General features: G+C 42.0%; 19 protein-coding genes and 1 rRNA gene. 13 read left to right on the plus strand and 7 right to left on the minus strand.

Features of this window, described 5'->3' with window-relative positions; translation table 11 throughout:
- Positions 1-97: ribosomal RNA gene (gene rrf, locus HFD85_RS17455) — 5S ribosomal RNA — on the plus strand; the annotation flags it as partial.
- Between the two features lie 125 nt (positions 98-222).
- Complete coding sequence (locus tag HFD85_RS17460) at positions 223-2,250, plus strand: putative porin (RefSeq protein ID WP_167612841.1); 2,028 nt, start codon at positions 223-225, stop codon at positions 2,248-2,250.
- Here the strand turns inward: HFD85_RS17460 and HFD85_RS17465 are convergent.
- The 3 genes from HFD85_RS17465 to HFD85_RS17475 are packed head-to-tail and all read right to left on the minus strand — an operon-like array spanning position 2,247 to position 5,190.
- On the minus strand, positions 2,247-2,870 hold the full coding sequence (locus HFD85_RS17465) for an NUDIX hydrolase (protein ID WP_167612843.1): 624 nt from the start codon (positions 2,868-2,870) through the stop codon (positions 2,247-2,249). The two genes, HFD85_RS17460 and HFD85_RS17465, sit on opposite strands and share 4 nt — an antisense overlap.
- Positions 2,871-2,921: 51 nt before the next feature.
- Positions 2,922-4,175, minus strand: coding sequence for an ABC transporter permease (locus tag HFD85_RS17470; RefSeq protein ID WP_167612844.1), 1,254 nt, complete (start codon positions 4,173-4,175; stop codon positions 2,922-2,924).
- A 37-nt stretch (positions 4,176-4,212) separates the two neighbouring features.
- A complete protein-coding gene (locus tag HFD85_RS17475) occupies positions 4,213-5,190 on the minus strand; it encodes a lysylphosphatidylglycerol synthase transmembrane domain-containing protein (RefSeq protein WP_167612846.1) in 978 nt (325 codons plus the stop codon).
- A gap of 216 nt (positions 5,191-5,406) precedes the next feature.
- On the opposite strand from HFD85_RS17475, the gene rsmA reads away from it, so the two are divergent.
- Together rsmA and mgtE are read left to right on the plus strand one after the other, a co-directional pair.
- The gene (rsmA, locus tag HFD85_RS17480; RefSeq protein ID WP_167612848.1) at positions 5,407-6,180 is read left to right on the plus strand and encodes a 16S rRNA (adenine(1518)-N(6)/adenine(1519)-N(6))-dimethyltransferase RsmA; all 774 of its coding nucleotides are present in this window, start codon (positions 5,407-5,409) and stop codon (positions 6,178-6,180) included.
- Positions 6,177-7,535: a magnesium transporter gene (mgtE, locus tag HFD85_RS17485; protein ID WP_167612850.1), complete on the plus strand. Its 1,359-nt coding sequence runs from the start codon at positions 6,177-6,179 to the stop codon at positions 7,533-7,535. The genes rsmA and mgtE overlap by 4 nt, the downstream gene beginning before the upstream one ends.
- Here the strand turns inward: mgtE and HFD85_RS17490 are convergent.
- Complete coding sequence (locus HFD85_RS17490; protein WP_167612852.1) at positions 7,532-8,785, minus strand: ABC transporter permease; 1,254 nt, start codon at positions 8,783-8,785, stop codon at positions 7,532-7,534. The two genes, mgtE and HFD85_RS17490, sit on opposite strands and share 4 nt — an antisense overlap.
- 214 nt (positions 8,786-8,999) lie before the next feature.
- Here HFD85_RS17490 and purH point away from each other — a divergent pair, with 214 nt between their 5' ends.
- From purH to rodA, 6 genes are read left to right on the plus strand one after another with little or no spacing between them, the layout of a single operon-like run.
- Complete coding sequence (purH, locus tag HFD85_RS17495) at positions 9,000-10,595, plus strand: bifunctional phosphoribosylaminoimidazolecarboxamide formyltransferase/IMP cyclohydrolase (RefSeq protein ID WP_167612854.1); 1,596 nt, start codon at positions 9,000-9,002, stop codon at positions 10,593-10,595.
- Between the two features lie 48 nt (positions 10,596-10,643).
- A complete protein-coding gene (locus HFD85_RS17500; RefSeq protein WP_167612856.1) occupies positions 10,644-11,666 on the plus strand; it encodes a rod shape-determining protein in 1,023 nt (340 codons plus the stop codon).
- Between the two features lie 21 nt (positions 11,667-11,687).
- Positions 11,688-12,524, plus strand: coding sequence for a rod shape-determining protein MreC (gene mreC / locus HFD85_RS17505; RefSeq protein WP_167612858.1), 837 nt, complete (start codon positions 11,688-11,690; stop codon positions 12,522-12,524).
- Positions 12,505-13,008: a rod shape-determining protein MreD gene (mreD, locus tag HFD85_RS17510; RefSeq protein ID WP_167612860.1), complete on the plus strand. Its 504-nt coding sequence runs from the start codon at positions 12,505-12,507 to the stop codon at positions 13,006-13,008. Before mreC ends, mreD begins: the two co-directional genes overlap by 20 nt.
- Positions 13,009-13,016: 8 nt before the next feature.
- Positions 13,017-14,819: a penicillin-binding protein 2 gene (gene mrdA / locus HFD85_RS17515; RefSeq protein WP_167612862.1), complete on the plus strand. Its 1,803-nt coding sequence runs from the start codon at positions 13,017-13,019 to the stop codon at positions 14,817-14,819.
- Position 14,820: 1 nt separating this feature from the next.
- A complete protein-coding gene (gene rodA / locus HFD85_RS17520; RefSeq protein WP_167612864.1) occupies positions 14,821-16,260 on the plus strand; it encodes a rod shape-determining protein RodA in 1,440 nt (479 codons plus the stop codon).
- Between the two features lie 8 nt (positions 16,261-16,268).
- Here rodA and HFD85_RS17525 read toward each other — a convergent pair whose 3' ends face one another.
- Positions 16,269-16,874 (minus strand): acyl carrier protein phosphodiesterase, encoded by a 606-nt coding sequence (locus tag HFD85_RS17525; protein WP_167612866.1) that lies wholly within the window; start codon positions 16,872-16,874, stop codon positions 16,269-16,271.
- 184 nt (positions 16,875-17,058) lie between these two features.
- Between HFD85_RS17525 and HFD85_RS17530 the strand changes: the two genes are divergently transcribed.
- The gene (locus HFD85_RS17530; RefSeq protein WP_167612868.1) at positions 17,059-17,967 is read left to right on the plus strand and encodes a PfkB family carbohydrate kinase; all 909 of its coding nucleotides are present in this window, start codon (positions 17,059-17,061) and stop codon (positions 17,965-17,967) included.
- 183 nt (positions 17,968-18,150) lie between these two features.
- Positions 18,151-19,074 (plus strand): DUF1338 domain-containing protein, encoded by a 924-nt coding sequence (locus HFD85_RS17535; protein ID WP_167612870.1) that lies wholly within the window; start codon positions 18,151-18,153, stop codon positions 19,072-19,074.
- Here the strand turns inward: HFD85_RS17535 and ppk2 are convergent.
- Positions 19,071-19,874, minus strand: coding sequence for a polyphosphate kinase 2 (gene ppk2 / locus HFD85_RS17540; RefSeq protein ID WP_167612872.1), 804 nt, complete (start codon positions 19,872-19,874; stop codon positions 19,071-19,073). The two genes, HFD85_RS17535 and ppk2, sit on opposite strands and share 4 nt — an antisense overlap.
- A 115-nt stretch (positions 19,875-19,989) precedes the next feature.
- Positions 19,990-21,225: an ATP-grasp domain-containing protein gene (locus HFD85_RS17545; protein WP_167612874.1), complete on the minus strand. Its 1,236-nt coding sequence runs from the start codon at positions 21,223-21,225 to the stop codon at positions 19,990-19,992.
- 361 nt (positions 21,226-21,586) lie between these two features.
- On the opposite strand from HFD85_RS17545, the gene HFD85_RS17550 reads away from it, so the two are divergent.
- Complete coding sequence (locus HFD85_RS17550; protein WP_167612876.1) at positions 21,587-24,736, plus strand: SusC/RagA family TonB-linked outer membrane protein; 3,150 nt, start codon at positions 21,587-21,589, stop codon at positions 24,734-24,736.
- Positions 24,737-24,745: the final 9 nt, after the last annotated feature.

Genomic DNA, 24,745 nt, shown 5'->3' on the forward strand with positions numbered 1-24,745 from the left:
CGGCGGGGTTCCACCTCTTCCCATTCCGAACAGAGAAGTTAAGCCCGCCAGCGCCGATGGTACTGCGTAACAGTGGGAGAGTAGGTCGCTGCCACCTTATCTAAAGCCCGTGTTCAATTGAGCACGGGCTTTTTTATTGGTGTTAATTATATTAAAAAGTGTTTATTCCATACCACTAACATCAATGCTTTTTTTAGTTTTGTGCTGAAAACTCTGTAATATATGCGGAAGCCCATTTTTTGTTTAATCTCATTCGTTGCGCTGTTTCTGGTATCATTAACTCTTGCTGCACAACCCGACAAGGAAATGCAGCGGATGAATGAAACTGAATCGCAAAATGAGAAGGATGTTAAAGAAGTAAAACCAGGTGTCAAACAATGGTACCTGGATGATTATGGTGCTTTTCTGGATTCAACAAAACTAGATACCCTTCAAGACTATTTCCATATTTTTCATCCGCTGTATAAAGATCCCAAAGTAATCACTGCAACTTATCTTGGGAACTACGGTACTCCCGGCATTGACAATAATTTCTTTAATCGAAAATATACCACAAATTACTTTTTCGCGCGTAGCAGAGAACCTTATCTGCTCACACCCTCGAAACTTAAATATTTTAATACGCACACTCCTTATACTCGCCTTGATTATTCACAGAGCGAGAATAAGTCGCGAAACAACGAAACCCGGTTCAACGTTATTCACTCGCAAAATGTAAATCCCTGGTGGAACTTTACATTTAGGGTTGATTTGTCAAAATCAGATGGACAATACGTAGCGCAGGAAACAAGAAATAATTCAGTAGCGCTTTACTCGAGTTACAATAAGGATTTTCTAAAAATTCATGCCGGATTTGTTACCAATTCGGCCCGGAATAACGAAAATGGTGGTTTAACCAACGACAGCCTGATGTTTGATCAAAAGGATGCCAGGTATTGGAATGTAAACCTAAACGGAAGTAAATCGAAATTCAGCAGCAATTATTTCTTTGCAAACGGCGAGTACCGCTTTGGTAAGTTTATAGCTACGGGCGATACCCTGGGCACCGAAAAGTTCCGGCCTATAATGGGATTCATCCTGTCGTCGGAAGTAAGTCTGGATAAACAGGATTTTATTGATGAAGAAGACGATGATGTTGATTTCTTCGATAATACTTATTACCCCGATTTTTATTCCAGCGACTCTATTCGCTTTAACAGGATCACGAATGTTCTTCAGCTAAAACAGTACGAGAATGCTGATAAAAAATACAGCTTTGGTAAGCGTGCATTTATCGGTTTTGAAATGGACAGGGGTGGAATGCCCGGTGAACTGGTACCTGATCCATCTAATCTGGATTATCCGGAATGGATATTGGGCCCAAGACCTGAAAACATGCCTCCGGATAGCATCGTGCTCAGAACAGATATAAAGTACACGAATTCGTTCGTTGGAGGTGGTATTTATAGAGAAACCGGCCGTTTCTGGAAATGGAACTTTGACGGGAAATTTTATTTTGCAGGAAGAAATGCAGGTCAAACCGAACTTACAGGATTGATCTATAAACCGTTTCCATTCCTTGGCGATTCTCTGGCATCCATCAGTTTCGATGGCAGCATCGAAAACAGGGTTCCCGATTATTTCCAGGAACATTTTTATTCGAACCATTACCGTTGGAACCACAATCTAAGTATGGAACAACGTTTGACGGTTGGCGGAACATTCAGAATGCCGGAGCGTAAATTTGAAGCTGGCGCAAAATATGCCATTATCAATAATTTTATTTACAACGACACACTTGGAATACCCAACCAGGCGAACAACCAGTTGTTAGTATTGTCGGCCTTTCTCGATAAAGATTTTAACTACCGGGGATTGCACCTTAGAACGCGTTTGCTGTGGCAGAAGGCTTCTAACGAGGATTACCTGCATTTGCCCGAGTGGTCGGCTTTTGTATCGGGATATTTTCAGTTTACCATTTCAAAGGTTATGCTCACTCAGATTGGATCGGATGTGCGTTACAACACCAAATATTACGCCGATGCCTATGCGCCTTCAACCGGATTATTTTACCTGCAAAACGAAAAGGAATACGGCAATTATCCGTACATCGATGTCTATGCCAGTCTGCGCTTGAAACGAACACGGGTATTTTTCAAATACATGAATGTGGGAACCCACTTCCTGAATGGCGAATACATGACGACGCCGGGTTATCCGATGAACCGGGCTACATACCGTTTAGGATTATCGTGGGCTTTTTATGATTAGGAGGACTGAACCTCACCGGCCTTTTGAAGTATATCGTAAAATTCGGAAAGGATCATTGCGGTAGCTCCCCAAATAATCTCCTTTGCAAATTTTACACAAGGTACGTCGAGCGTACCGGTTAAGGTGTCGATTTTTATTTCGTCGTAAGGCGGCTTGAATTTTTCGATTGGAAAGAATATGATCTTTTCAACTTCATCGGGATTAATACGAAATACCGGTTTCGACTCCAGCCATCCAACCACCGGCCAAATCTGAAATCGACTGACTTCAACATAAAAACCGGAAAGTTTTCCAAGTATTTCAATTTTATCTTCGCCAACACCTATTTCTTCATAAGTCTCGCGAAGCGCAGTTTCTATAGCAGTTTCGTTGGCTTCAACTCTTCCACCGGGTAAGGCAATCTGTCCGGCATGATGTTTCATATGAACCGCACGTTTAATCAGCAGTACCTTTAGTTCATTGTCTTCCTCGAATAATAATAACAATACACTGCTGTTCTTTACCCTGTCGTCGGCAGCGGCCTTTAAAACACGATTAGGAGGCAGTAGCTTGCTGTGAGATCTTTGCCCTGGTAATTCTCCCTGTAAAGCTTTACGTATATTTTCTTTACTGAACATCATCGACAAAAATAACGAAAAGGACTTATATAAATTACACGATGGCGGAATTGCTTAATCGAAGCGCATTGACTTGTCGGGCGATATTTTGCTGATTAACCAGCTCGGAACAATAAGCATGGCCGATGTAATTACAATTGTTCCGGCATTCAGCAAAAGCAAGTGAAGCAATGAGAAATTCATCGGTACGTATTCTACGTAGTAAGTTGCCGGATCGAGATGAATGATGAGAAACTGATTTTGCAGCACTACAATCACAATTCCAATCACGTTTCCCCACAACATGCCGCGACCGGTAAGAAAAACAGAAAGGTAAACAAAAATCTTGCGGATGCTCCAACCTGTAGTGCCCATGGCTTTTAGTACCCCGATCATTGAAGCACGTTCCAAAATCAACACCAAAAGGCCTGAAACCATATTGAAAGAGGCCACCATCACCATCAGTATAAGAATTACCCATACATTCATGTCGAGGATGCTCAACCAATCGAATATTTGTGGGTACATACGGGTAATACTTTCGGTGCGCAGTATCTCGGCATCTTTATCCCTGAACTGAATGATCGTGCTGCGGATTTCCTGCTCGATTTTTTCAATCTGGTTAAAATCGGAAACTACCACTTCAAATCCGGTAATCTGATCGTCTTTCCAGTCGTTTAAGCGCTGAATTTGTTTCAGGTCGCCCAATATAAAAAGCTTGTCGAATTCTTCGAATCCGGTGTGATAAATGCCGCATACCTCAAGCTGCAACATGCGGGGCATCAACTCATTTTCGTTAAGAAAATAGAATATGGCTTTATCATTTATCTTCAGCTGCAGCAGCCTCGAAATTTCTGCCGATATCAGAATCTGGCTAGTACGTGTGCTATCGTTAATATCCGGAATTGTCCCTTCCAGCAGGTTTTTGGCAAAAAAGTCCCAGTTATAGTTTTCATCAACGCCTTTAAAAACAATGCCCTGAATGTAATCGTCGGTTTTTATCATCCCGGGTTTCGTGGCAAAAGGTTGCAGGTAGTTTATTCCCGGTATTTGTTTTACCGTTGCAAGAAAGGGCTGTTCTTCCGAAACAGGTTGTGTTTCATACGAGCTGTTCGAGTCGTAATTGATGATTTGAATGTGCGAGCCAAATCCGATGACTTTGTTCCGAACTTCTTTTTTAAAGCCGGTAACAACAGCTACCGACACAATCATAACGGCCAATCCCAAAGCTATTCCGGTAAGCGCAATACGAATAATGCGCTGCGAAAGCAACTTCTTGTTTCCTTTGTCAAAAAACAACCTTCGTGATATAAATAGTTCGGTGTTCATTACGCCGGATTGTTGGTATCAAGTTAAAACGAAAAAGCTATTCGCTTATTTCCTCCGGCACAAGTTCGTTGCGTCGATTGATGAACGGAAGGATCAGCAAAGAGATAATTCCGATAATAATAATCATTAATGTCATTGACGAGTGGGCTACAAAAGCAAAAATAATTCCGTTTTCATTGGCCACTCCGTAGAGTGACAGCGCTTCTTTAGCCATAAAATGCCAGGCTCCTATTCCTCCCTGTACCGGGGCAACCATTCCGAAACTGGCCAGTACAAACGTGGTCAACCCTGCAATCGGGCTTAGGTGGCTGGTGAAATCGAAAGCAAAGAAAATGACATACAACATCACGTAATACATCAGCCAGATAAATACCGAATGGAAATAAAACCATCCTTTTCTTTTGATATTACGGATAGAAATAAAACCTACTTTAAAGTTGTGGATGATCTCCATAATTTTTACGAAAACCCTGGTGTGCTTGAATTTGTTTCTGAAAATGTAGAAAAGTACGAGCACTGCAACCAGGCCAATAATCAATCCTGGCGACGAAATTGCTGCAACAAGTTTATCTTTTATCTCGGGATTTTCGTTCATAAAATGAAGCATTTGCCCGAATTGCGACAGGATTGTAATTCCCAGTAAAATTAGCAGCGAGATCATGTCGACCAGTCGTTCGGCTACAACGGTACCCAGCAATTTGGTAAACGATATTTTTTCGTAACGGGCCAGGACACCGCAGCGCGATACTTCGCCCATTCGCGGAAATGCGAGGTTCATCAAATAACCCACCATTACCGCCATGAAAGTATTTATAAATCTTGGTTTATGACTGATCGGCTCGATCATCAGGCCCCAGCGAAGCGTGCGGCTGATATGACTCAGTAATCCGAGGAACAGCGATAGCAGTACCCACCAGTAGTTTACATCGTTTTTTAGAACCGATTTAATGTGTTCAATGTCCTGGTCTTTATAGATCAACCAAAAAATAAAGGCACCCACTGCAAAGAATGCCATAAATTGTAAAATCTTAATTGCCGTCTTTTTCAAAATTCAGATTTTTGCAGCTTTATTTTTGCCCCAGAGAATACTCCTTATTTTTTTACTACTTTTGGGGGGCAAAATACCAGCGGTTAAAAGCCATTCGTAGCGAACAAAAATATAAATTTGTTTTATTAATCGAACTAAAAAGGATAAGAAGTACCAACTGAAAAATGGAAGATCCGGATAGTAATGAGTTTTGTAAGACCCAAAAAGAAATTAGGCCAACACTTTTTGACCGATCAAAATATCGCGCGAAAAATTGTTGACAGCCTGGGAACCGATGTTCAGGATATTCTGGAAATCGGGCCGGGAATGGGAGTGCTGACTCAATATCTGCTTGAACGTCCTGAACTTAACGTCCATGTAGTTGAAATCGATAACGAATCGGTTGAATACCTCCGAAATCATTTTACGCAACTTGAGCACATTTGGTCGGAAGACTTTCTGAAGGCCGATATCGCTTCTCGTTTCAAAGGCAATTTCAATGTAATTGGTAACTTTCCTTACAACATTTCATCACAAATCTTTTTCAGGATACTTGAATTGCGAAACCGTATTCCCGAAACGGTGGGAATGGTACAGAAAGAAGTAGCCGAAAGGATTGCTGCCCCTCACGGTTCAAAAGTATATGGAATACTGAGTGTGTTACTTCAGGCATTTTTCGATATCGAATACCTTTTTACGGTTTCAGAAGGTGTGTTTAATCCGCCGCCAAAAGTAAAATCAGCTGTAATTCGCTTGCGCAGGAACCAGGTTGCCGAACTACCCTGCAGCGAGCAGCTTTTTGTGCAGGTTGTAAAAGCTGCCTTTAATCAGCGCCGTAAAATGTTGCGGAATTCACTTGGGAAAATCAGCGAAATGTTACCCGAAGCTTATGCCGAAAAAAGGCCTGAACAATTGTCTGTTAACGACTTTATATTGTTAACTTGTGAGATCGAAAACCTCAAAAATCAGGAAGTATGAACGTCGAGAACATCAAAGAAAATATTGAGCAGTTCAAAGAGCTGATTGCGAACGAAAATCAAAAAGAGGTTATTGCCATTCTGGACGAACTCCATTCGGCGGATATTGCCGAAATGATGGACGACCTGAGCATTGAAGAGGCCAAGTACGTTTATTTGCAGCTCGAAGGTGAAAAGGCATCCGATGTTCTTATTGAAATTGACGAAGACGACAGGAAACGCTTCCTGAAAGTTCTGCCGCCCGAAGTTATTGCCAGCAAGTTTATCGAACACATGGATTCCGACGATGCTGCCGACGTGGTAGCCGAGTTGGACGAAGATATGCAACGCGAGGTACTTAACGAGATCATCGACATTGAGCAGGCCGGCGATATTGTTGACTTGTTGGAGTACGAAGAGGATTCGGCGGGAGGTATCATGGCCAAAGAGCTGGTACAGGTGAACGAAAACTGGAATGTAGCCACCTGTTTGAAAGAAATTAGTAAGCAGGCAGAAGAGGTAGACGAGATCTTCTACATTTATGTAACCGACAATGACAATAAACTAAAAGGAGTGCTGTCCGTAAAACAGCTGATCCTAAATCATACCAACACTAAAATTGCTAATCTTTACGATCCCGATATCAAGAAAGTAACAACCGGAACACGGCAGGAAGAGGTGGCCGAACTCATGGACAAATACGACCTTGTTGCCGTTCCTGTTGTTGATGAAATCGGACGTCTGCAAGGCCGAATTACCTGGGATGATATCATCGATATTGTTCGTGAAGAAGCCGAGCGTGACTACCAGATGGTTTCGGGTATTACAGGTGATGTTGAGCCCGGCGACAAAGTCTGGCAGCGGGTGCGGGTGCGCTTCCCCTGGTTGATGGTGGGTTTACTTGGTGGAATTTTAAGTGCAACGGTACTTCGAACCCATTCAGCCGAGCTCTCAAAAATTACTCAGTTGGCTTTCTTTATTCCTCTGATTGCGGCTATGGCCGGTAATGTTGGAGTACAATCTTCATCCATCATCGTGCAAAGTATTGCCAGTGGGGTAAAAGACAAAGAAACCCCTTTGAAAAAGCTGTTAAAAGATACTTCGGTGGCCTTGTTAACTGCCGTGGTTTTTTCATCACTGCTGTTTCTCTACAATTTTTTTACGGCTGATAATCTGAATCTTACTTATTCGGTGTCCATATCCTTGTTTATTGTAATCATTTTTGCCTCCTTGTTTGGCACCGTAATACCATTAATACTGAATAGGTTCAAGATTGATCCGGCCCTGGCAACCGGGCCATTTATCACCACCATGAATGACATTGTTGGATTGCTGATCTACCTCAGCATTTCGAGTTTCTTTTTTAACCTGGCTTAAAGCGAATTGATTGCGATAACCGGATCGAGTCTGGCAGCTGCTCGTGCCGGCATAAATCCGGCAATAAATCCGATCACACTTGAAATAACCAGGCCTTTTACGATGTTTCCGGCAGTAAGTACAATGTTGAATTCGGTGGCAAAGCTTATAAACTGGGCTCCCATGAAAATCAGGATCAAGCCGACAATTCCGCCAATCACCGATAACACAATGGCTTCAAAAATAAACTGCAACAATATGAAGTAGCGTTTGGCTCCCAGCGATTTCTGGATGCCGATGATTTTTGTGCGTTCTTTTACCGAAACAAACATGATGTTGGCAATTCCAAATCCCCCAACAATTATTGAAAAACCACCGATAATTCCGCCGGCGAGGTTAATCAGGCTGAAAAGCTGTTCGAACTGCCCCGATATTTTGCTGGCTCTGTTCAGCGCAAAATTGTTTTCTTCCATGGGTTTTAATTGCCTTATGGTACGTAACAATTTTTCCAGCTCTGCCATCATGTAATCACTGTCGATACCCGATTTTGCTTTCACGCAAATCGTCTGGCCATAATTTCGGTTTCGTATATCCACCAACGAAAATGCTTTGACGTTGGAGATGTGGATGTACCGGTCCATGCTGGTTCCAAACATGTCCTGCCCGGTTTTTTCGTACACGCCAATTACACGAAATTTATGCCCTTGTATTTTTATGGTTTTCCCAAGCGGGTTGAGGCCTTCGAAAAGCTTTGTCGCAATCTGGTCTCCGATAACAGTAACCGGCGCACCAGTTTTCATCTCCATTTCGCTGAAATAACGGCCTTGCGAAAGTTCGAGATTCCAAACATCATATAATCCATAGGAAGTTGGAAGTATGATGGCATTGTCCAGTTTGTCGGAGCCCGACTGTACCGACCGGCTAAACGAAAAAAGGAAAGCTGCATTTTCAACTGAATTTGCCCGGCGTAAAATTTCAACAGTCTCCTCCGATGTTGCCAACGGACGTTTAATGTATTTCCACATCGGGTATTCGGTTTCGCCCTCCTCTAGTCCCCAGGGCATTTGCTGAACGTAAACAATCTCGCTCCCAAGTGAACTCAGACTGTCTTTAATGTACCGTTCCAGCGAATCGATTACCGTAAAAACCGAAATAATCGAGAAAATGCCAATTGTAATTCCGAGTAACGAAAGAAACGTACGCAGTTTGTTCGCTCTTAACGAATTAAAAGCAAAAGAAAGGCTTTCGTATATCAGGCGAACAAGTAACATGCGGTTTAAATAATCAGGTTAAAAATAGCACTAGTTTTTTAAGAATCGAATTTTGTTTGATATTCTTCTGATTATTAGTGTCGAAAATTGGTATCGATTACATGAAAAAAGGATAATTCCCGAAGGCATGATAATAATATTTTTAAAGCGCTGTTATATTAAGTATGTTAACTGTTTTTTTTATCTTTGCCTGCAAATCCGAAAAATCCAATAAATGGCTGATAATAAAAAAATTAAGACTGCTTTGGTTTCAGTCTTTCACAAAGAAAATTTAGATAAGATCATTTATAAACTGAACGACTTGGGTGTTAATATTTTAAGCACCGGGGGCACAAAAAGTTTCATTGAATCGCTAAATGTTGAGGTAACTTCGGTTGAAAGTCTTACCGGTTATCCATCAATTTTAGGTGGACGGGTAAAGACCCTTCATCCAAAAGTATTCGGAGGAATTTTGTCGCGTCGCGAAAATCAGGGCGATGTTAGTCAGTTGAATGAATTTGAAATACCGGAGATCGACCTTGTAATTGTTGATCTGTATCCGTTTGAAAAAACAGTAGCCTCAGGTGCTGAAGAACAGGATATTATCGAGAAAATAGATATTGGCGGAATTTCGCTGATTCGTGCGGCTGCCAAAAATTTCAAAGATGTGGTGATTGTACCGTCGCAAAACGAATATGAACCACTGTTGGGCCACCTCGAAAAAAATAACGGAGAATTTACACTGGCCGAACGGAAATGGTTTGCCAGTCGTGCATTTGGTGTTTCTTCACATTATGATGCCGCAATTTTCGGTTATTTTGCCGGCGGCGTTGAGGACAATGCTAAAGAACGCATTAGTTTGAATGATGGCCAGGTTTTACGTTACGGCGAAAATCCACACCAGGCAGCTACTTTTTACAAATTCAATAATTCGAAAGAAACAGTTACTCTGGCTGATGCCGAAGTTCTGCAGGGTAAAGCTCTTTCGTATAACAATATGCTCGATGCCGATGCAGCGTGGAAATCGGCCAGCGACGCTTATCACGCAGTAACACACCTCGAAAATAAAGTAGCCGTTTCGGTGATCAAACACCTGAACCCTTGTGGATTGGCGGTTACTGATAATATTCTTGAATCGCTTGAACTGGCCTGGGCCGGTGATCCGATCAGTGCTTTTGGCAGTATCATCTGTTTTACCGATACGGTTACCAAAGAAGTAGCTGAATGGTTCGGTAGCAAATTCGTTGAGATTCTTATTGCTCCGGCTTATTCTGATGAAGCACTTGAAGTGCTGGCTAAAAAGAAAAACCTTAGGGTGTTGGTTACTCCTATACGTGAGGCAGTTGCAGGTGAAACATTGTATCGCTCAATCAGTGGCGGAATGCTGGTTCAGGACGAAGATGAAGGTTTGGATACCGAATTCAACACGGTTACAAACAAAGAGTTTGAACCATCGAAAATGAACCTGGCCAAGTTTGGAACTGTAGCTTGCAAACACCTTAAAAGTAATGCAATTGCAGTGGTTACCGAGAATGAGAACGGTGCTTTCTGGTTAACCGGAGCCGGTATGGGGCAACCCAACCGTCTGGACAGTTTGCGTTACCTCACCATGCCGCGTTTTGAATTTAAAGGCGGACTCAATATCGAAAATTCGGTGTTGATCTCTGATGCATTCTTCCCGTTCCGCGATAGTATTGAAGCCGCCAACGAATATGGCGTAAAATACATCATCGAGCCGGGTGGCAGCATCCGCGACGAAGAAGTGATCGAAGCTTGTAACGAATTCGGTATTGCAATGGCCTTTACCGGAAGAAGGCATTTCAGACATTAATAAATATTATATCTTTATATCCTTAACAGAAGGTAAACAGGAACTTTAATGGGATTATTTTCATTCTTAACACAGGAGATTGCCATTGACCTTGGCACCGCAAATACCATTATCATTCATAACGATAAGATTGTGGTAGATGAGCCGTCGATTGTTGCTATCGACTTGAAAACCGAAAAAATGGTGGCTATTGGCGAAAAGGCCAGGCAAATGCAGGGCAAAACGCATGCAAACCTAAAAACTATACGTCCGTTGCGCGACGGTGTAATTGCCGACTTTAACGCTGCGGAACAAATGATCAGGGGCATGATCAAAATGATTAATCCCAAGTCGAAAATGTTCTCTCCTGCCCTGAAAATGGTTATTTGCATACCTTCCGGAAGTACCGAGGTGGAGATTCGTGCGGTGCGCGACTCTTCGGAACATGCCGGCGGGCGTGAGGTTTATATGATATACGAACCCTTGGCAGCTGCCATCGGAATCGGACTCGATGTTGAGGCTCCTGAAGGCAACATGGTAGTTGACATCGGTGGTGGAACAACCGAGATTGCGGTTATTTCGCTGGGCGGTATCGTAACCAATAAATCGATACGTATTGCCGGCGACGACCTCACTGCCGACATCATGGAATACATGCGCCATCAGCATAACATTAAAATTGGTGAACGCACTGCCGAAGAAATAAAAATTCACGTGGGATCGGCACTTTCGCAGTTACAGGACCCACCACAGGATTATGTGGTGCAGGGACCGAACCAAATGACAGCGCTTCCGATTGAGGTGCCGGTTTCGTACCAGGAAATTGCTCACTGTTTGGAAAAATCAATTTCGAAAATTGAAACTGCGGTATTGAGTGCACTTGAACAAACGCCGCCTGAATTGTATGCCGATATCGTTTCGAAAGGAATCTGGCTGGCAGGTGGCGGTGCCTTGTTAAAAGGCCTGGATAAACGTTTAACCGACAAAATCGGCATTCCGTTCCACATTGCAGAAGATCCATTACGGGCTGTGGTTCGCGGTACCGGTATTGCGCTAAAAAACGTAGATAATTTCTCATTCCTGATTCGATAAAAAGAACACCCGAAAGCGTAGATGCGAAGTTTATTTAGACTACTGATTAAAAACTATCCATTTCTTCTATTTCTTGTATTAGAAGTCATTTCAGTGGTTTTTATAGTAAACTACAACAGTTTTCAGCGGGCCAGTTTTCTGAACTCTTCGAATGCGGTTACAGCCGGAATTTATAATTCGTACAGTGGCGTTGTTCAGTATTTTCGCTTAGCGCGAGTAAACGCGGAATTGTCGGAAGAAAATGCCCGTTTGCTGAATATGCTTGAGAACTATCAGAATGCATTTTCCGATTCCATCAGGATAGCACATAAACAGGACTCTGCATTCCAATACATTCCGGCTCGCGTGATCAATAACTCGGTCAACAAACAGCAAAATTATATCACTTTAAATAAAGGCAGAAAGGACGGAATAAAGCCCGATCAGGGGATTGTTTCACCCAACGGAATTGTTGGAATTGTTACCAACGTTTCGGAATCGTATTCCATGGGGCTCTCGGTGTTAAATCCACGTTGGAGCGTTTCTGCTAAACTTCAGAAAAGTGGTTTTTATGGTTCGCTGGTGTGGGACGGCGAGGATTACCAACGGGCACAACTCAGCGAGATTCCTTTTCATGTCAACCTGCAGCTGGGCGATACTATCGTTACCAGTGGTTACTCATCGGTGTTTCCCGAAGGAATTCTGATTGGCACTATCGATGCTTTCGATCGCCCCGAAGGTGAAAATTACTACACGATAAGTGTGTTGTTGTCGGCCGATTTTAAGTCGATAACCTATGTTGAAGTGATCGGAAATAACAGAATAGAAGAGTTGCGGACTTTAAAAAGCGAGACAGAGAATGGGACGGCTGGCAATTAAATATTTTTCGATGTTTGTTGTGCTGGTTGCAGTGCAGGTGCTTGTTTTTAACCAGATTCAATTCAGTGGTTACATCAATCCATATGTCTATGTCCTCTTTATCATGTTGCTGCCGCTGAATGCACCTCGTTATGCGGTGCTCTTGCTTTCATTTCTGATAGGCCTGGCGGTTGATGTATTTTCCAACAGCCTGGGAATACACACCTTTGCCGCAGTTTTTATTGCTTATGTCAGGCCACTTGTAATTCGCGTGATCACTAACCGCGAAGAGGAACTCAACGATTACCCGGGATTGGCTCGAACCGGCCCCATTTGGTTTATCTCTTACACCTCAATCATGGTGGTGTTGCATCACTTTGTATTATTTTACATCGAGGTATTTACCTTTAGCGGTTTCTTTACAACTTTATATCGTGTATTTTTAAGTTCGATTTTTTCAATTTTTGTGATAGTTTTAAGCCAGTTTATCATTTTTAGAGATTAGGTAAGAGCGTGAAAGAATACACCAAGAGGAGTTACCTTATAGTTTTGATTTTTTTGCTGGTTGCCCTTGTTTTCCTTGTGAAACTGTTTCGTTTGCAGGTGCTCGATTCCACCTACAAACAATATGCAACCAACAATGTACTGCGTGAAGTGGTTCAGTACCCGGCACGTGGCCTCATTTATGACCGCAATGGCGAACTTCTGGTGTATAACCGAACGGCTTACGACTTGCTTATTACACCCCGCGAAGTGAAACAGTTTGATACTACGCTGCTGTGTAATTTGTTGGATGTCACCAGAATTGAACTTGAGGAAGGAATTAAGAAAGCCAAGAATTATTCCTGGTACAAACCATCGATACTTGTAAAACAGATTTCTCCGGAGAATTATGCGATCCTGCAGGAACAGCTTTATAAATTTGAAGGGTTTCATTCTCAGGCACGTACACTTCGCGAATATTCTTCAACAGCGGCAGCACATGCTCTGGGTTATGTTGGCGAGGTAACTTCAAACGACATCAGCAGAGATGCCTATTACAAACCGGGCGACTATATTGGCATTAGTGGCATAGAAAAAACATATGAACGCCAGCTGCGAGGGACAAAAGGCGTGAAGAAAAACCTGGTTGACGTGCATAACCGTATTCAGGGAAGTTACCGAAACGGCAGGGAGGATATTCCGGCACAGATTGGGCAGAACATTACCACAACCCTTGATCTTGATTTGCAGCTTTACGCCGAGCAACTTTTTCAGAATAAAAAAGGCGCGGTAGTGGCCATTGAACCCTCAACAGGCGAAGTATTGGCCATGCTTAGTGCTCCTGTTTACGATCCCGGACTGCTTGTGGGAAGAGTAAGAGGAGCGAATTATGCAAAGCTGCTGGCTGATACCTTAAAACCACTTTTTAACCGGGCTTTGCAGGCAAAGTATCCCCCCGGGTCAACATTTAAAACCGTAAACGCATTGATCGGTTTGCAGGAAGGGGCTATCAATACACATACACGTTTCACCTGTAACGGCCCTGGTTCATATCCAATTAAATGTACACACAACCATGTTACCCCGGCGAATGTAGTCGATGGTATTCGCGAGTCGTGCAATCCATTTATGTGGAACACTTTCAGGAACATCGTTGGAATGTATCCGACTGCTGCCGAAGGATTTCGGGAATGGAGAAATTATGTGCAAAATTTTGGCATTGGAACAATTTTAGGTGAAGATTTTTCGAATGCACTTAAAGGTGATTTGCCTTCCGAAGAACTTTATAACCGCATTTACGGTGCCGGGCACTGGAACGCCTTAACCGTGCGTTCACTGGCAATTGGTCAGGGTGAACTAGGCGTTACTCCACTTCAAATGGCCAATGTTGCATCGGTTGTTGCCAATCGTGGTTATTACTACGAACCGCATATTGTGAAAGAAATTGAGAATGATACAGTTCGAAGCAGTATAAATGATAAACATGAAGTGGGAATTGATGCCGTGCATTTCGAACCGATAATAGAAGGAATGCATCAATCGATAAAGGGACTATACTATCTTCCCGGAATAGATTACTGTGGAAAAACCGGTACCATTCAAAATAATCAGGGAATAGAACACGGTGCTTTTGAAGCTTTTGCTCCGCAGGACGATCCTAAAATAGCCGTTTTTGTTTATGTTGAAAACAGTAAATGGGGAGCCAGTTATGCGGCACCGATTGCCGGGCTGATGATCGAGAAATATTTGAATGATACCATTGCCAACAACCGCAAATGGATTGAAGAGCGAATGATGGATGCGAACCTTTTAGACAGCGGGGAACCTGAATAATATGCCGCAAAGAAGTAACATATGGGCAAACATGGACTGGGTAACGGTTGGACTGTACCTGGTACTCATTTTTATGGGGTGGTTTAATATTTATGCTGCTGTTTACAATGTCGACCATCAAAGTATTTTAGATACTTCGCAACAATACGGGAAACAATTGATCTGGATTGGAGCAGCCCTTACACTAGCCATTGTTATCATGGTTATCGAAACTAATTTTTATGTATTCTTTTCTTACATTATTTATGGCGTGACGGTGTTTCTTTTGATGCTTGTTTTGCTGGTAGGTAAAGAAATAAACGGCGCAAAATCCTGGTTTGCCTTTGGTGGTGTACTTATCCAACCTGCCGAATTTGCCAAGTTCGCTACCGGACTGGCTTTGGCTCGCTACATGAGTACTTTCGATTTCAACCTTAAAAAAATAAAATCGATAGCCGTAATTGGCCTTATCATTTTTATGCCGGCCACTTTTATTCTTTTACAGAATGATACAGGCTCAGCGCTGGTTTATTTTTCCTTTGTACTGGTGTTATTCCGCGAGGGTTTGTCGGGCTTGTTTTTATTCCTTGGAACACTGGTTGCCGTGCTGTTTATCCTGGCACTTATTCTGCCCAACATGACACTGATTTTAGTGTTGCTGGTCGCTGCAATTATTATGTACCTGATTCTTAATCCAAAGTTGAATCAGTTTGTGCGTGCAGCCGCAATGTTGGCAGGAGGTATTGCTTTGGCATTCTTATTAAATCTGATCATTGGAACTAAATGGGAACTTGCCGATGTTTTAATGGCCGGATCAGTTTTAGGCGCCCTGGTAATTTTTGGTTATTCGTTACAAAAAAGGTTTGGAAACTATATCATCATTTCGCTTTTCTTTGTCGGTTCTGTTTTGTTTACAAAAACCGTGGATTATGCTTTTGATAATTTACTGGAACCACATCAGCAAGTTAGAATAAACGAGTTGCTGGGTATCGAGTCGAATCCTTATGGAGCCGGATACCACGTAAATCAGAGTAAAATAGCTATCGGCTCAGGTGGCATGTGGGGAAAAGGTTACTTAAAAGGCACCCAGACCAAATACAATTTTGTGCCCGAACAAAGTACCGACTTTATTTTCTGCACGGTTGGAGAAGAATGGGGTTTTGCCGGAACGTTCCTGGTAATTGCACTTTTCATCGCCTTATTCATAAGATTGGTGTTGCTGGCCGAACGACAACGTTCCGTATTTTCGCGAATTTATGGCTACTCGGTGGCTGTTATTTTGTTCTTTCACTTTACGGTTAATATAGGGATGACGATCGGGATCATGCCCGTTATCGGTATCCCGTTGCCGTTCTTTAGCTATGGCGGATCTTCATTATGGTCATTCACCATATTGCTTTTTATTTTTATCCGGCTGGATGCTAGCCGCCTTGAAAACTTCCGTGATAGCCGGAATGCCTGAAAAGAATGTTATAATTTTTTAGGTTGATTTAACGCAATTCCAAATTCATCGCTTACATACTGAATGAGTTCACCCATAAATTCTTCGAAATTGGTCTGAAGAATTGGGTAATTATCCAATAGCGCCTGTTTTGCCAGTTCTGACTTAGCCGGCAACGAAGAATATTTGCCCATTACATTTAAGGCCTGTGTTATGCCTTCAATTGTGGCATACGATTCCAGTCTTCGATGCTGAATGAGAAAGGGCAAAAATCCCTGTACCCTAAGCGGGAGGTGTTTGAAATTAGCCAGCAGAACCGAATGTGACCATTTGGCAAACCAGCGCAGACTAATGTCGGAATAATTTTTCCAGTTACCGGCCAGAAAATGGTCGTACACCACATCCACTACAATTCCGGCATAATGCCCGAATTCGGCCCTGAAAAAATGCTTCGCCGCCCGATGCAGTTCATGCGCATCTGTAAAGCTGTCGATCCTGCGATGAAGCAATATGCCACGTGCAATCTCATCGGGGTAATGTTGGTATTGTTTCCCTTTTACATAATCACCAATAAAATTACCAACCAGTAATTTTTCCGATTCACCCGACAGGTATAGATGAGCTAAATAATTCATGTTTAAATTATTCAAACGCAGGCTTTCTGAAATTGTTTTATCGAGTCCCTAAGATGGATATCTTCAGAAAATATTATGTTTTTTTTAGGCTAAACAACAACCAGGAAATGTATTTTCAAATTAGCTTAACATTCAGCTTTGAATCCATATATTTATGATTATTTTTGGACGATATTTTTGAGGGATGGCAAAGAAAATAGTGGCATTTGGAGAAATTGTATGGGATATTTTACCGAACGGTAAAGTACTCGGAGGTACGCCTTCGAACCTGGTTTTCAGATGTAATTCACTGGGAGAGGAAGGACATTTATTGTCAAGAATTGGCGATGATGAACTTGGTCATGCAGCATTGAAACAGCTGGAAGAACTCAATATTTCGGATAAAAATGTCCAAATGGACTTTGAGTTTCCAACAGGCGAAGTTCAGGTAACGTTTGATGAGAACGGCGAAAGCCAGTACAAAGTAAAGGAAGACGTCGCTTTTGATCATATTGAATTCTCTCCTGAAGCCTTAAAACTGGCGCGTGAAGCCGACTGCCTCTTTTTTGGACTGCTGCCTCAACGCTACGGTTTATCGAAAAATACCATTCGTGAATTGATTAAGGAGTCGCCCGACTCGCTTCACTTTTTCGACCTGAAACTTTTTGAGCATTTCTTTGATGTTAAGGTTGTTACTCAGCTCCTGAATTCAGCTGATGTTGTTCGAATCAAAGAAAAAGAAATCGATTTTCTGGCTAATGAGTTGAATATTTCTTTTGATTCGCATGACGATTTTCTGAAGAAAGTATCTGAACAATACCAAATCGATCTTGTCATAATAACACTCGGTAAAAATGGTATTAAAGCTTATCACCGGGTTGAAGGTTTGATGTCAGATGCCGGTTATTTTGTTGAAATGGTGGATAACGTAGGTTCAGGGATGGCGTTTTCAGCCGGCTTTTTACATTATTATTTAAACGGAAATTCACTGATCGATTCACTTAGATTCGGTAATGCAGCCGGTGCACTTAACACAACCATGCGCGGAGCAACTGCCTATTTCAATAAAAAAGATGTGTTGCAGTTCATGAAAAGCACAAAGCAATTCAGCTAACTCTTTACAAAGTTTTTTTCTTATAAACAATATTTTTAAACATCTGCTTTTAAGTAACTTAAATGCCTGCTTGAAGGTTTAAATAAACAGGTAATCTGGGATTCGTTTTGTTAACGTAAGGATGGAACAGAACACAATTACCATTTTGCTTGTTAAGCATTTATTTAACTTAAATAACTGGAGATGAGACTTTCAACCAATGAGGTTACGGCACAACTTCTCGACCGTTTGTGGGAGGCGTATTTATTGCGGGTTCCCTATGCCAAAAAATATTCCGAACTGGTTATGCAAAAGGGTGGCGATGTTGTAAATGATCATATCGCATTCCGAACATTTAATACCCATACCGGGGAACAGCCCGAAGGAATTAGGGCCATAAAGCACCTGTTGAATTTTTTGGATTACAAACCGGTTGGTAAATACGAGTTCAAGAAAAAGAAATTGACAGCCGTACATTTTGAACACCCCGACGAACTTTTTCCAAAAATATTTGTGAGTCAGCTTGAGGTAGAGCAGTTGCCGGAGTGGGCGCAGCAGGAAATTCATCAGGCGGTTGTTGATACGCCTTATTTGGTATCGGACCAAAGTCTTGAGTTATTAGCGATGTTAAAAAACGACGGACACATTCCACGGGTTGCTGCTGAAGCTCTGGTTGTGGATCTGGCGCAGTATTTCAGAAGGCCGTGGGCGATTCCCAAAAAGGATGTTGTGTTGCGGATAAACGATGTTTCGCAATACGCTGCGTGGGTATTGTTGCATGGAAATTCAGTAAATCATTTTACTGCTTTTATTAATCACCAAAATGTAAAAGAATGGCCCGATCTTGAATCCACCTGTAAGGCATTGTCCGAGGCAGGAATCCCGATGAAAGAAAGTCTTGAAGGAGATAAAGGCAGTAAGTTGCAACAGTCGGCTACACAGGCCGTGAAGGAGGAGGTTGAAGTGATTGGCGAAGATGGCCTTGAACAAATGAGTTGGACGTATGCTTACTACGAACTTGCCCAACGAAACTTCATCGAAGAAAACGGCCAGAAGAAACTGTTCTCAGGATTTTTGGGCGATCAGGCGGCTCATTTGTTTGACATGACACGCACCCGCGACAATTAATAAACTGAAGGCACAAACGTCATTTCTTCGATAGGAGGCCGGACATAGCCTTTATAATCTTTTCTCTCGGATAATTCAATGGGCTGGTGTTCCAGTTCTTTATAAGGGATCATCGATAAGAGGTGGTGAATACAGTTCAGACGGGCTCGCTTTTTATCATCGGCGTCCACCACAAACCAGGGACTGATCTTCGTATCGGTATAAGCAAACATTTCATCTTTGGCTTTGGAATATTCAACAAATAATTCCATCGATTTCATGTCCATCGGACTTAGTTTCCAGCGTTTCGTTGGATCGTCTATTCGCGAACGAAATCTTTTCTCCTGCTCATCCTGGCTAACTGAAAACCAGTATTTGATGAGCACGATACCCGACCGTATCAGCATCCGTTCAAAGTTTGGACACGAACGTAAAAACTCCCAGTATTCGTCGTTGGTACAAAATCCCATTACTTTTTCTACTCCGGCACGGTTATACCAGCTCCGGTCGAAAAGTACCATTTCGCCGGCTGCCGGCAGGTGCGGGACATAGCGTTGAAAGTACCATTGTGTTTTTTCGCGTTCAGTTGGAGTCCCCAATGCCACAACTTTACATGTCCTCGGATTAAGGTATTGATTAATTCGGGCAATAGTTCCACCTTTTCCTGCTGCATCGCGACCTTCGAAAATCACAACAACTTTTAATTTCTTTACTTTGATCCACTCTTGTAATTTCACGAGTTCGATCTGCAGTTTGTTGAGTTCACTCTCGTAAAACCGTTTGTTGAGCTTTTTCTTTTTCTGAGGTACTGGTTTTTCCATAATGCCCGGTTTGTTAAAACGAAAGTTAGCAAAAATTGCTGAAAGACACTGGTTTGAAGGGAAAGCATTTTTATTATTCAGTCGCCGGATTTGTAATGATGAACAAAGAAATAGTTTATAGGAGCATGTAAGCTCCAAAAAGTTTTTCAGTAGCCGGTTCGGTGAGCGGCAGATAACCCGCTTTTATTTTCCCGTTTTGTAGTTGCAGTGGATGGGCATCTTGCATTTCCCGGGAAAAATCCATGAAATTGCTTCCCGGTTGGTACCAGGTTCTGAATATACCTTTTGAATCGGGTAGAAGTAGCTTTTCGAGTTGCAGCGATAACAAACCCATGTTTTGCCTGACATTGATTTCGAGGCAGGGATTTATTTTTAAACTTCCGGCGGAGTCTTTAAATATCAGGGTATCGACGCCGAAATTACCTTCATAGTTTTTAGCCAGCTCGCTTACCGATAAAACTTTGTGGAGGGCCGCAATTATTTTTTTGCTTACTTTTTTTACAAATTCACGTAAATCTTCATCCAGTTCGTCGGGTAATCCGTTCAAGTGATTTCCCTGGTACTGGCCTTTTTTGTCGGTAATAAAATTGCTGATACCTAAATATGAAATGTTACCTTTTTCCACTTCAAACTGAAAAGCGATATCCAGTTGCTTATCCAGATGAGGCTCAACAAGTGCGAATCCCTGCTCTTTGATAATCCCTAAAAGTTTTTCCCAAACTTTTTCGTGAACAGGTGTTTTGGTTACTGCTTGCAAACCTCTTCCCGAACTGCTCCATGGAGCTTTTACCATTATCTTGCCCCATTTAAGAAGTGCCTTTTCAAAATCGGATTTACTGCTGCAAACCTGTCCTGTTTTATCGGTATGGATATAATCTTCATCCGGAAATTCGGCTAGCAATTTGAGCAAAATGTCGCGACTAAATTTTTTGGAATAGTAGTTCCTGTACTCCTGTTGCCAATAAAAAACCGGCGAATTCTGAAAAGCCTCAGAACAGTGCACTTTCAGAGGCTGTAATAATTTGTGTGCGGCCGGACTCCAGCCCCATGGTTTTAGTTTACTGTACTTTAAGTCGGATGAGAAAGCAACATGCAGGGTTTTTCTTTCCATAAAATGAGGAACCTCAATTCCGCAGTTTTTCAAAAGCGCCAAATAGTTTTCTGATGGACGTTTTTCAACTAAAACATAATCTTTTGATCTGGCCAGAAATAAAGGAAGAACTTCAAGATCAGCCTCCATTTTTTGTAGCAGTCGATTAGGCTGCCACGATGCATTTCCGTTGGCAACCGCATATTCACATGTGGGATTAAATAAATAGATGTCGGCAAATTCTTCCACTATATCGCTCATTTACCTTGCAAATAAACGCTTTATTTTAGTAAAACTTCCGCTTATTATATTGTCGTAAATACACTAAGTGAGATGTAACAAATTTTTTTTATTGGCTGAAGTGTAATTATCCTGACAACTTGGAACTAATTTTAAACATTATTAAGATTTTGGCGTTTTTCTGTTAAAATTTGTATAAATTGTAAAGCGAGTTGCTTACGAAGGGGGTTGATAAATGCCATAAATCAATTATTGCCTGGTTGGCTGATGAGTATAATTTTAAAAGAGAGTAAATGCATATTGTGTTAGAGTTTGGTTCTAAACCGAATTCTACATATTGTGTATTGAATGCATGTTTAATATCTAATTAATCTTTTTGTTTATGAAAAAAATTGCATTGTTGATCTTAAGTGTTCTTTTACTAGGGACACAGTTTGCAAATGCGCAGATTAAAACCATTACCGGAACGGTTACCAGTTCCGAGGATGGAACTTCCATTCCGGGAGTATCTGTGCTTGTAAAAGGAACAACTGTCGGTACTATTACAAATATCGATGGGTTTTACGAACTACAGGTTCCGGATGATGCGGAGATGCTTACGTTTTCATTTGTTGGATTGAAAACTATTGATATTCGGATAACCGGTTCAGTAGTTAATGCAACTATGGCTCCGGATATTCTTGGTTTGGATGAGGTAATGGTGGTTGCTTATGGAACAGCAAAGAAAGAATCCTTAACAGGTTCTGCCGCAGTAATCGGAGAACAGCAGATTGAATCACGTTCTGTATCTAACGTTGCTCAGATCCTGACGGGATCAACAACAGGCGTTCAAACTACAGCAGGTTCAGGACAGCCTGGTAGTGGTCCGGCTATTCGAATTCGTGGAGTTGGAACATTGAATACATCGGCCGATCCGCTTATTATATTGGACGGAATTCAGTACGAAGGAAACATTTCCAGTATTAATCCCGGAGACATTGCTTCAATGACCGTGCTTAAAGATGCTTCTTCAACTGCGCTTTATGGTTCGCGTGCTGCAAACGGTGTAATAATCATTACTACCAAAAAAGGTACGAAGGGTAGCGAAAGTTTGAAATTGAACCTGAAAGCTCAGGCTGGTATAATTAATCAGGCACTTCCTTATTACGATGAAGTGGATGCTTACGATTACTACGAATTGCAGGCAGAGGCTTTTGCTCAGTCAAGATTCAACTCAGGTAATGCCAACTCCATTAGCGAAGCGAGAGCTTATGCTTATGAGAACATTTACCAGCAGTTAAGGTATAATCCGTTTGTTGGGACTCCTAATGATCAAATCGTTGGATCGGACGGGAAAATAAATCCAAACGCTGTGGCAAGTTTTCCTGATGTGGACTGGTATGATGCTGCCAAACAACAAGGTTATCGTCAAAACTACGACTTAAGCCTTTCGGGTGGTAGTGAAAAAACCAGTTATTTCTATTCTATAGGTTATCTGGACGAAAGAGGATACGTAATCAAATCGGATTATGAGCGTTTCAATACGCGTTTAAATATCGATTTTGACGTAAAGGATTGGTTACAGATTGGAACAAATCTTAGTGGATCTATCATTAATAGTAATATAGGATCTTCAAACTCGGCCACATATGCCAACCCATGGCGTAATGCCAGGATGACACCTCCGATATACCCGGTTTATTTGGTTGATCAGACTACCGGAGACTATATTTTAGATGGTGCAGGTGAAAAGCAATACGATGATGGTGGTACTTATTCCAGACCGATTAATACCGGTAGGAATGCCATTGCCGAATTGAATTGGAACAGCGACGATTACAAAAGAAACAATGTTGGTAACAGATCGTATGCCATATTCACATTGATGGATGGTCTTACTGCTACAATTAATGCCGGTGTCGATATTCAGAACTACCAGTACAAAGGTTTCGAGAATGCTGAAATTGGTGATGGTGCTCCAACCGGAAGGATGGATGAAACAAGATACACCAGGACTACCGTTAACTTCAACGAGCTTGTACAGTACGAAAGGACAATTAGTGACGTACATAATATCAGTGTTTTGGTTGGTCACGAATCTTACTCAAGAAAGTACACCTACCAAAGAGGTTTTAAAAACCAGTTTATTGTAAGCGGTATTTACGAATTGAATAACTTTGTAAATACTTCTACAAATACCAGTTACACTACCGATAAAACAGTTGAAGGTTATTTGGCTCGGCTAAAATACAACTATGCTGATAAATATTATATCGAAGGCTCTTATCGTCGGGATGGTTCTTCTGCTTTCCATAAGGACGTACGTTGGGGTAACTTCTATTCAGTTGGTGGAAGTTGGAGGATCGACCAGGAACAGTTCATGGCCGGTGCAGCTTGGGTTAACAGCTTAAAATTAAGAGCTTCATACGGTGAAGTTGGTAACGATAATATTGGATCATACGGTTACCAGGCGCTTTATGAAACGTACCCGAATGCTGAAGAACCGGGAATCCGTTGGTCTACCGTTGGTAATACAGCGCTTACCTGGGAAGTAAATAAGACTTTTGATTTGGCTGTTGATTTTGCTTTGTTCGACAGGTTAACCGGTAGTGTGGAATGGTACAACCGTAAATCGGACGACCTTTTATACAGCATGCCGTTACCTCCTACAATGGGTCTTATGGAGCAACCCCGAAATATTGCTGCCCTGGTAAACCAGGGATTGGAAATCAGTCTTAGCGGAGATATCGTGAGAAGTGGAGACTTCAGGTGGAACATGACACTGATGGGATCAACCATCAAGAATGAAATTACATCGATACCTGAGCCTTTTGTCAACGGAACGAAAAAGTGGTCAGAAGGACATTCTATATATGATTTCTGGTTAAGGAAATATTACGATATAGATCCTGAAGACGGAGCAACACGATTCCATGTTTGGGAAGATGTACTCGACGAAAACGGTGAGGCAACAGGCGAAACGCAATTGGCTTACGACGACAATGGCGACCCGGTATTGACGAAAGACTCGGATGAAGCTCAGTATGGATACGTAGGTTCTTCCGCATTTCCTAAATTACAGGGATCGATAGGTAATGAATTAACTTACAAAGGATTTACTTTAAGTGCATTGTTCACCTACTCTTTGGGGGGAGAAATGCTTGATGGTATTTACCAGGGCATGCTTAGTTCACTCAATGTTGGTGAATCATACCACCCGGATGTTAAGAATTCATGGATGAACCCGGGGGACATTGCCGAGTTACCACGTTTGCAATATGCTAACTCTGACTTATATGCAACATCTGACTACTTCCTGGTTTCTTCTGATTATTTGAATATCAGAAATGTGACGCTCAGCTACGAATTCTCAAGAGATATGTTGAGTAATTTGGGGCTGGGGCGACTGAGTGTATTTGTAACTGGAGAGAATCTGTACATGTTTAACGCACGTAAGGGTATGAACCCTGTTTATAACTTCTCTGGTACAACAGACGGTCAAGCATATAACCCAAGCAGGTCTTTCATGTTAGGCTTTAATTTACAGTTTTAATCATTAGAA

The organism is Maribellus sediminis, assembly GCF_011799805.1.
Lineage (GTDB): Bacteria > Bacteroidota > Bacteroidia > Bacteroidales > Prolixibacteraceae > Draconibacterium > Draconibacterium sediminis_A.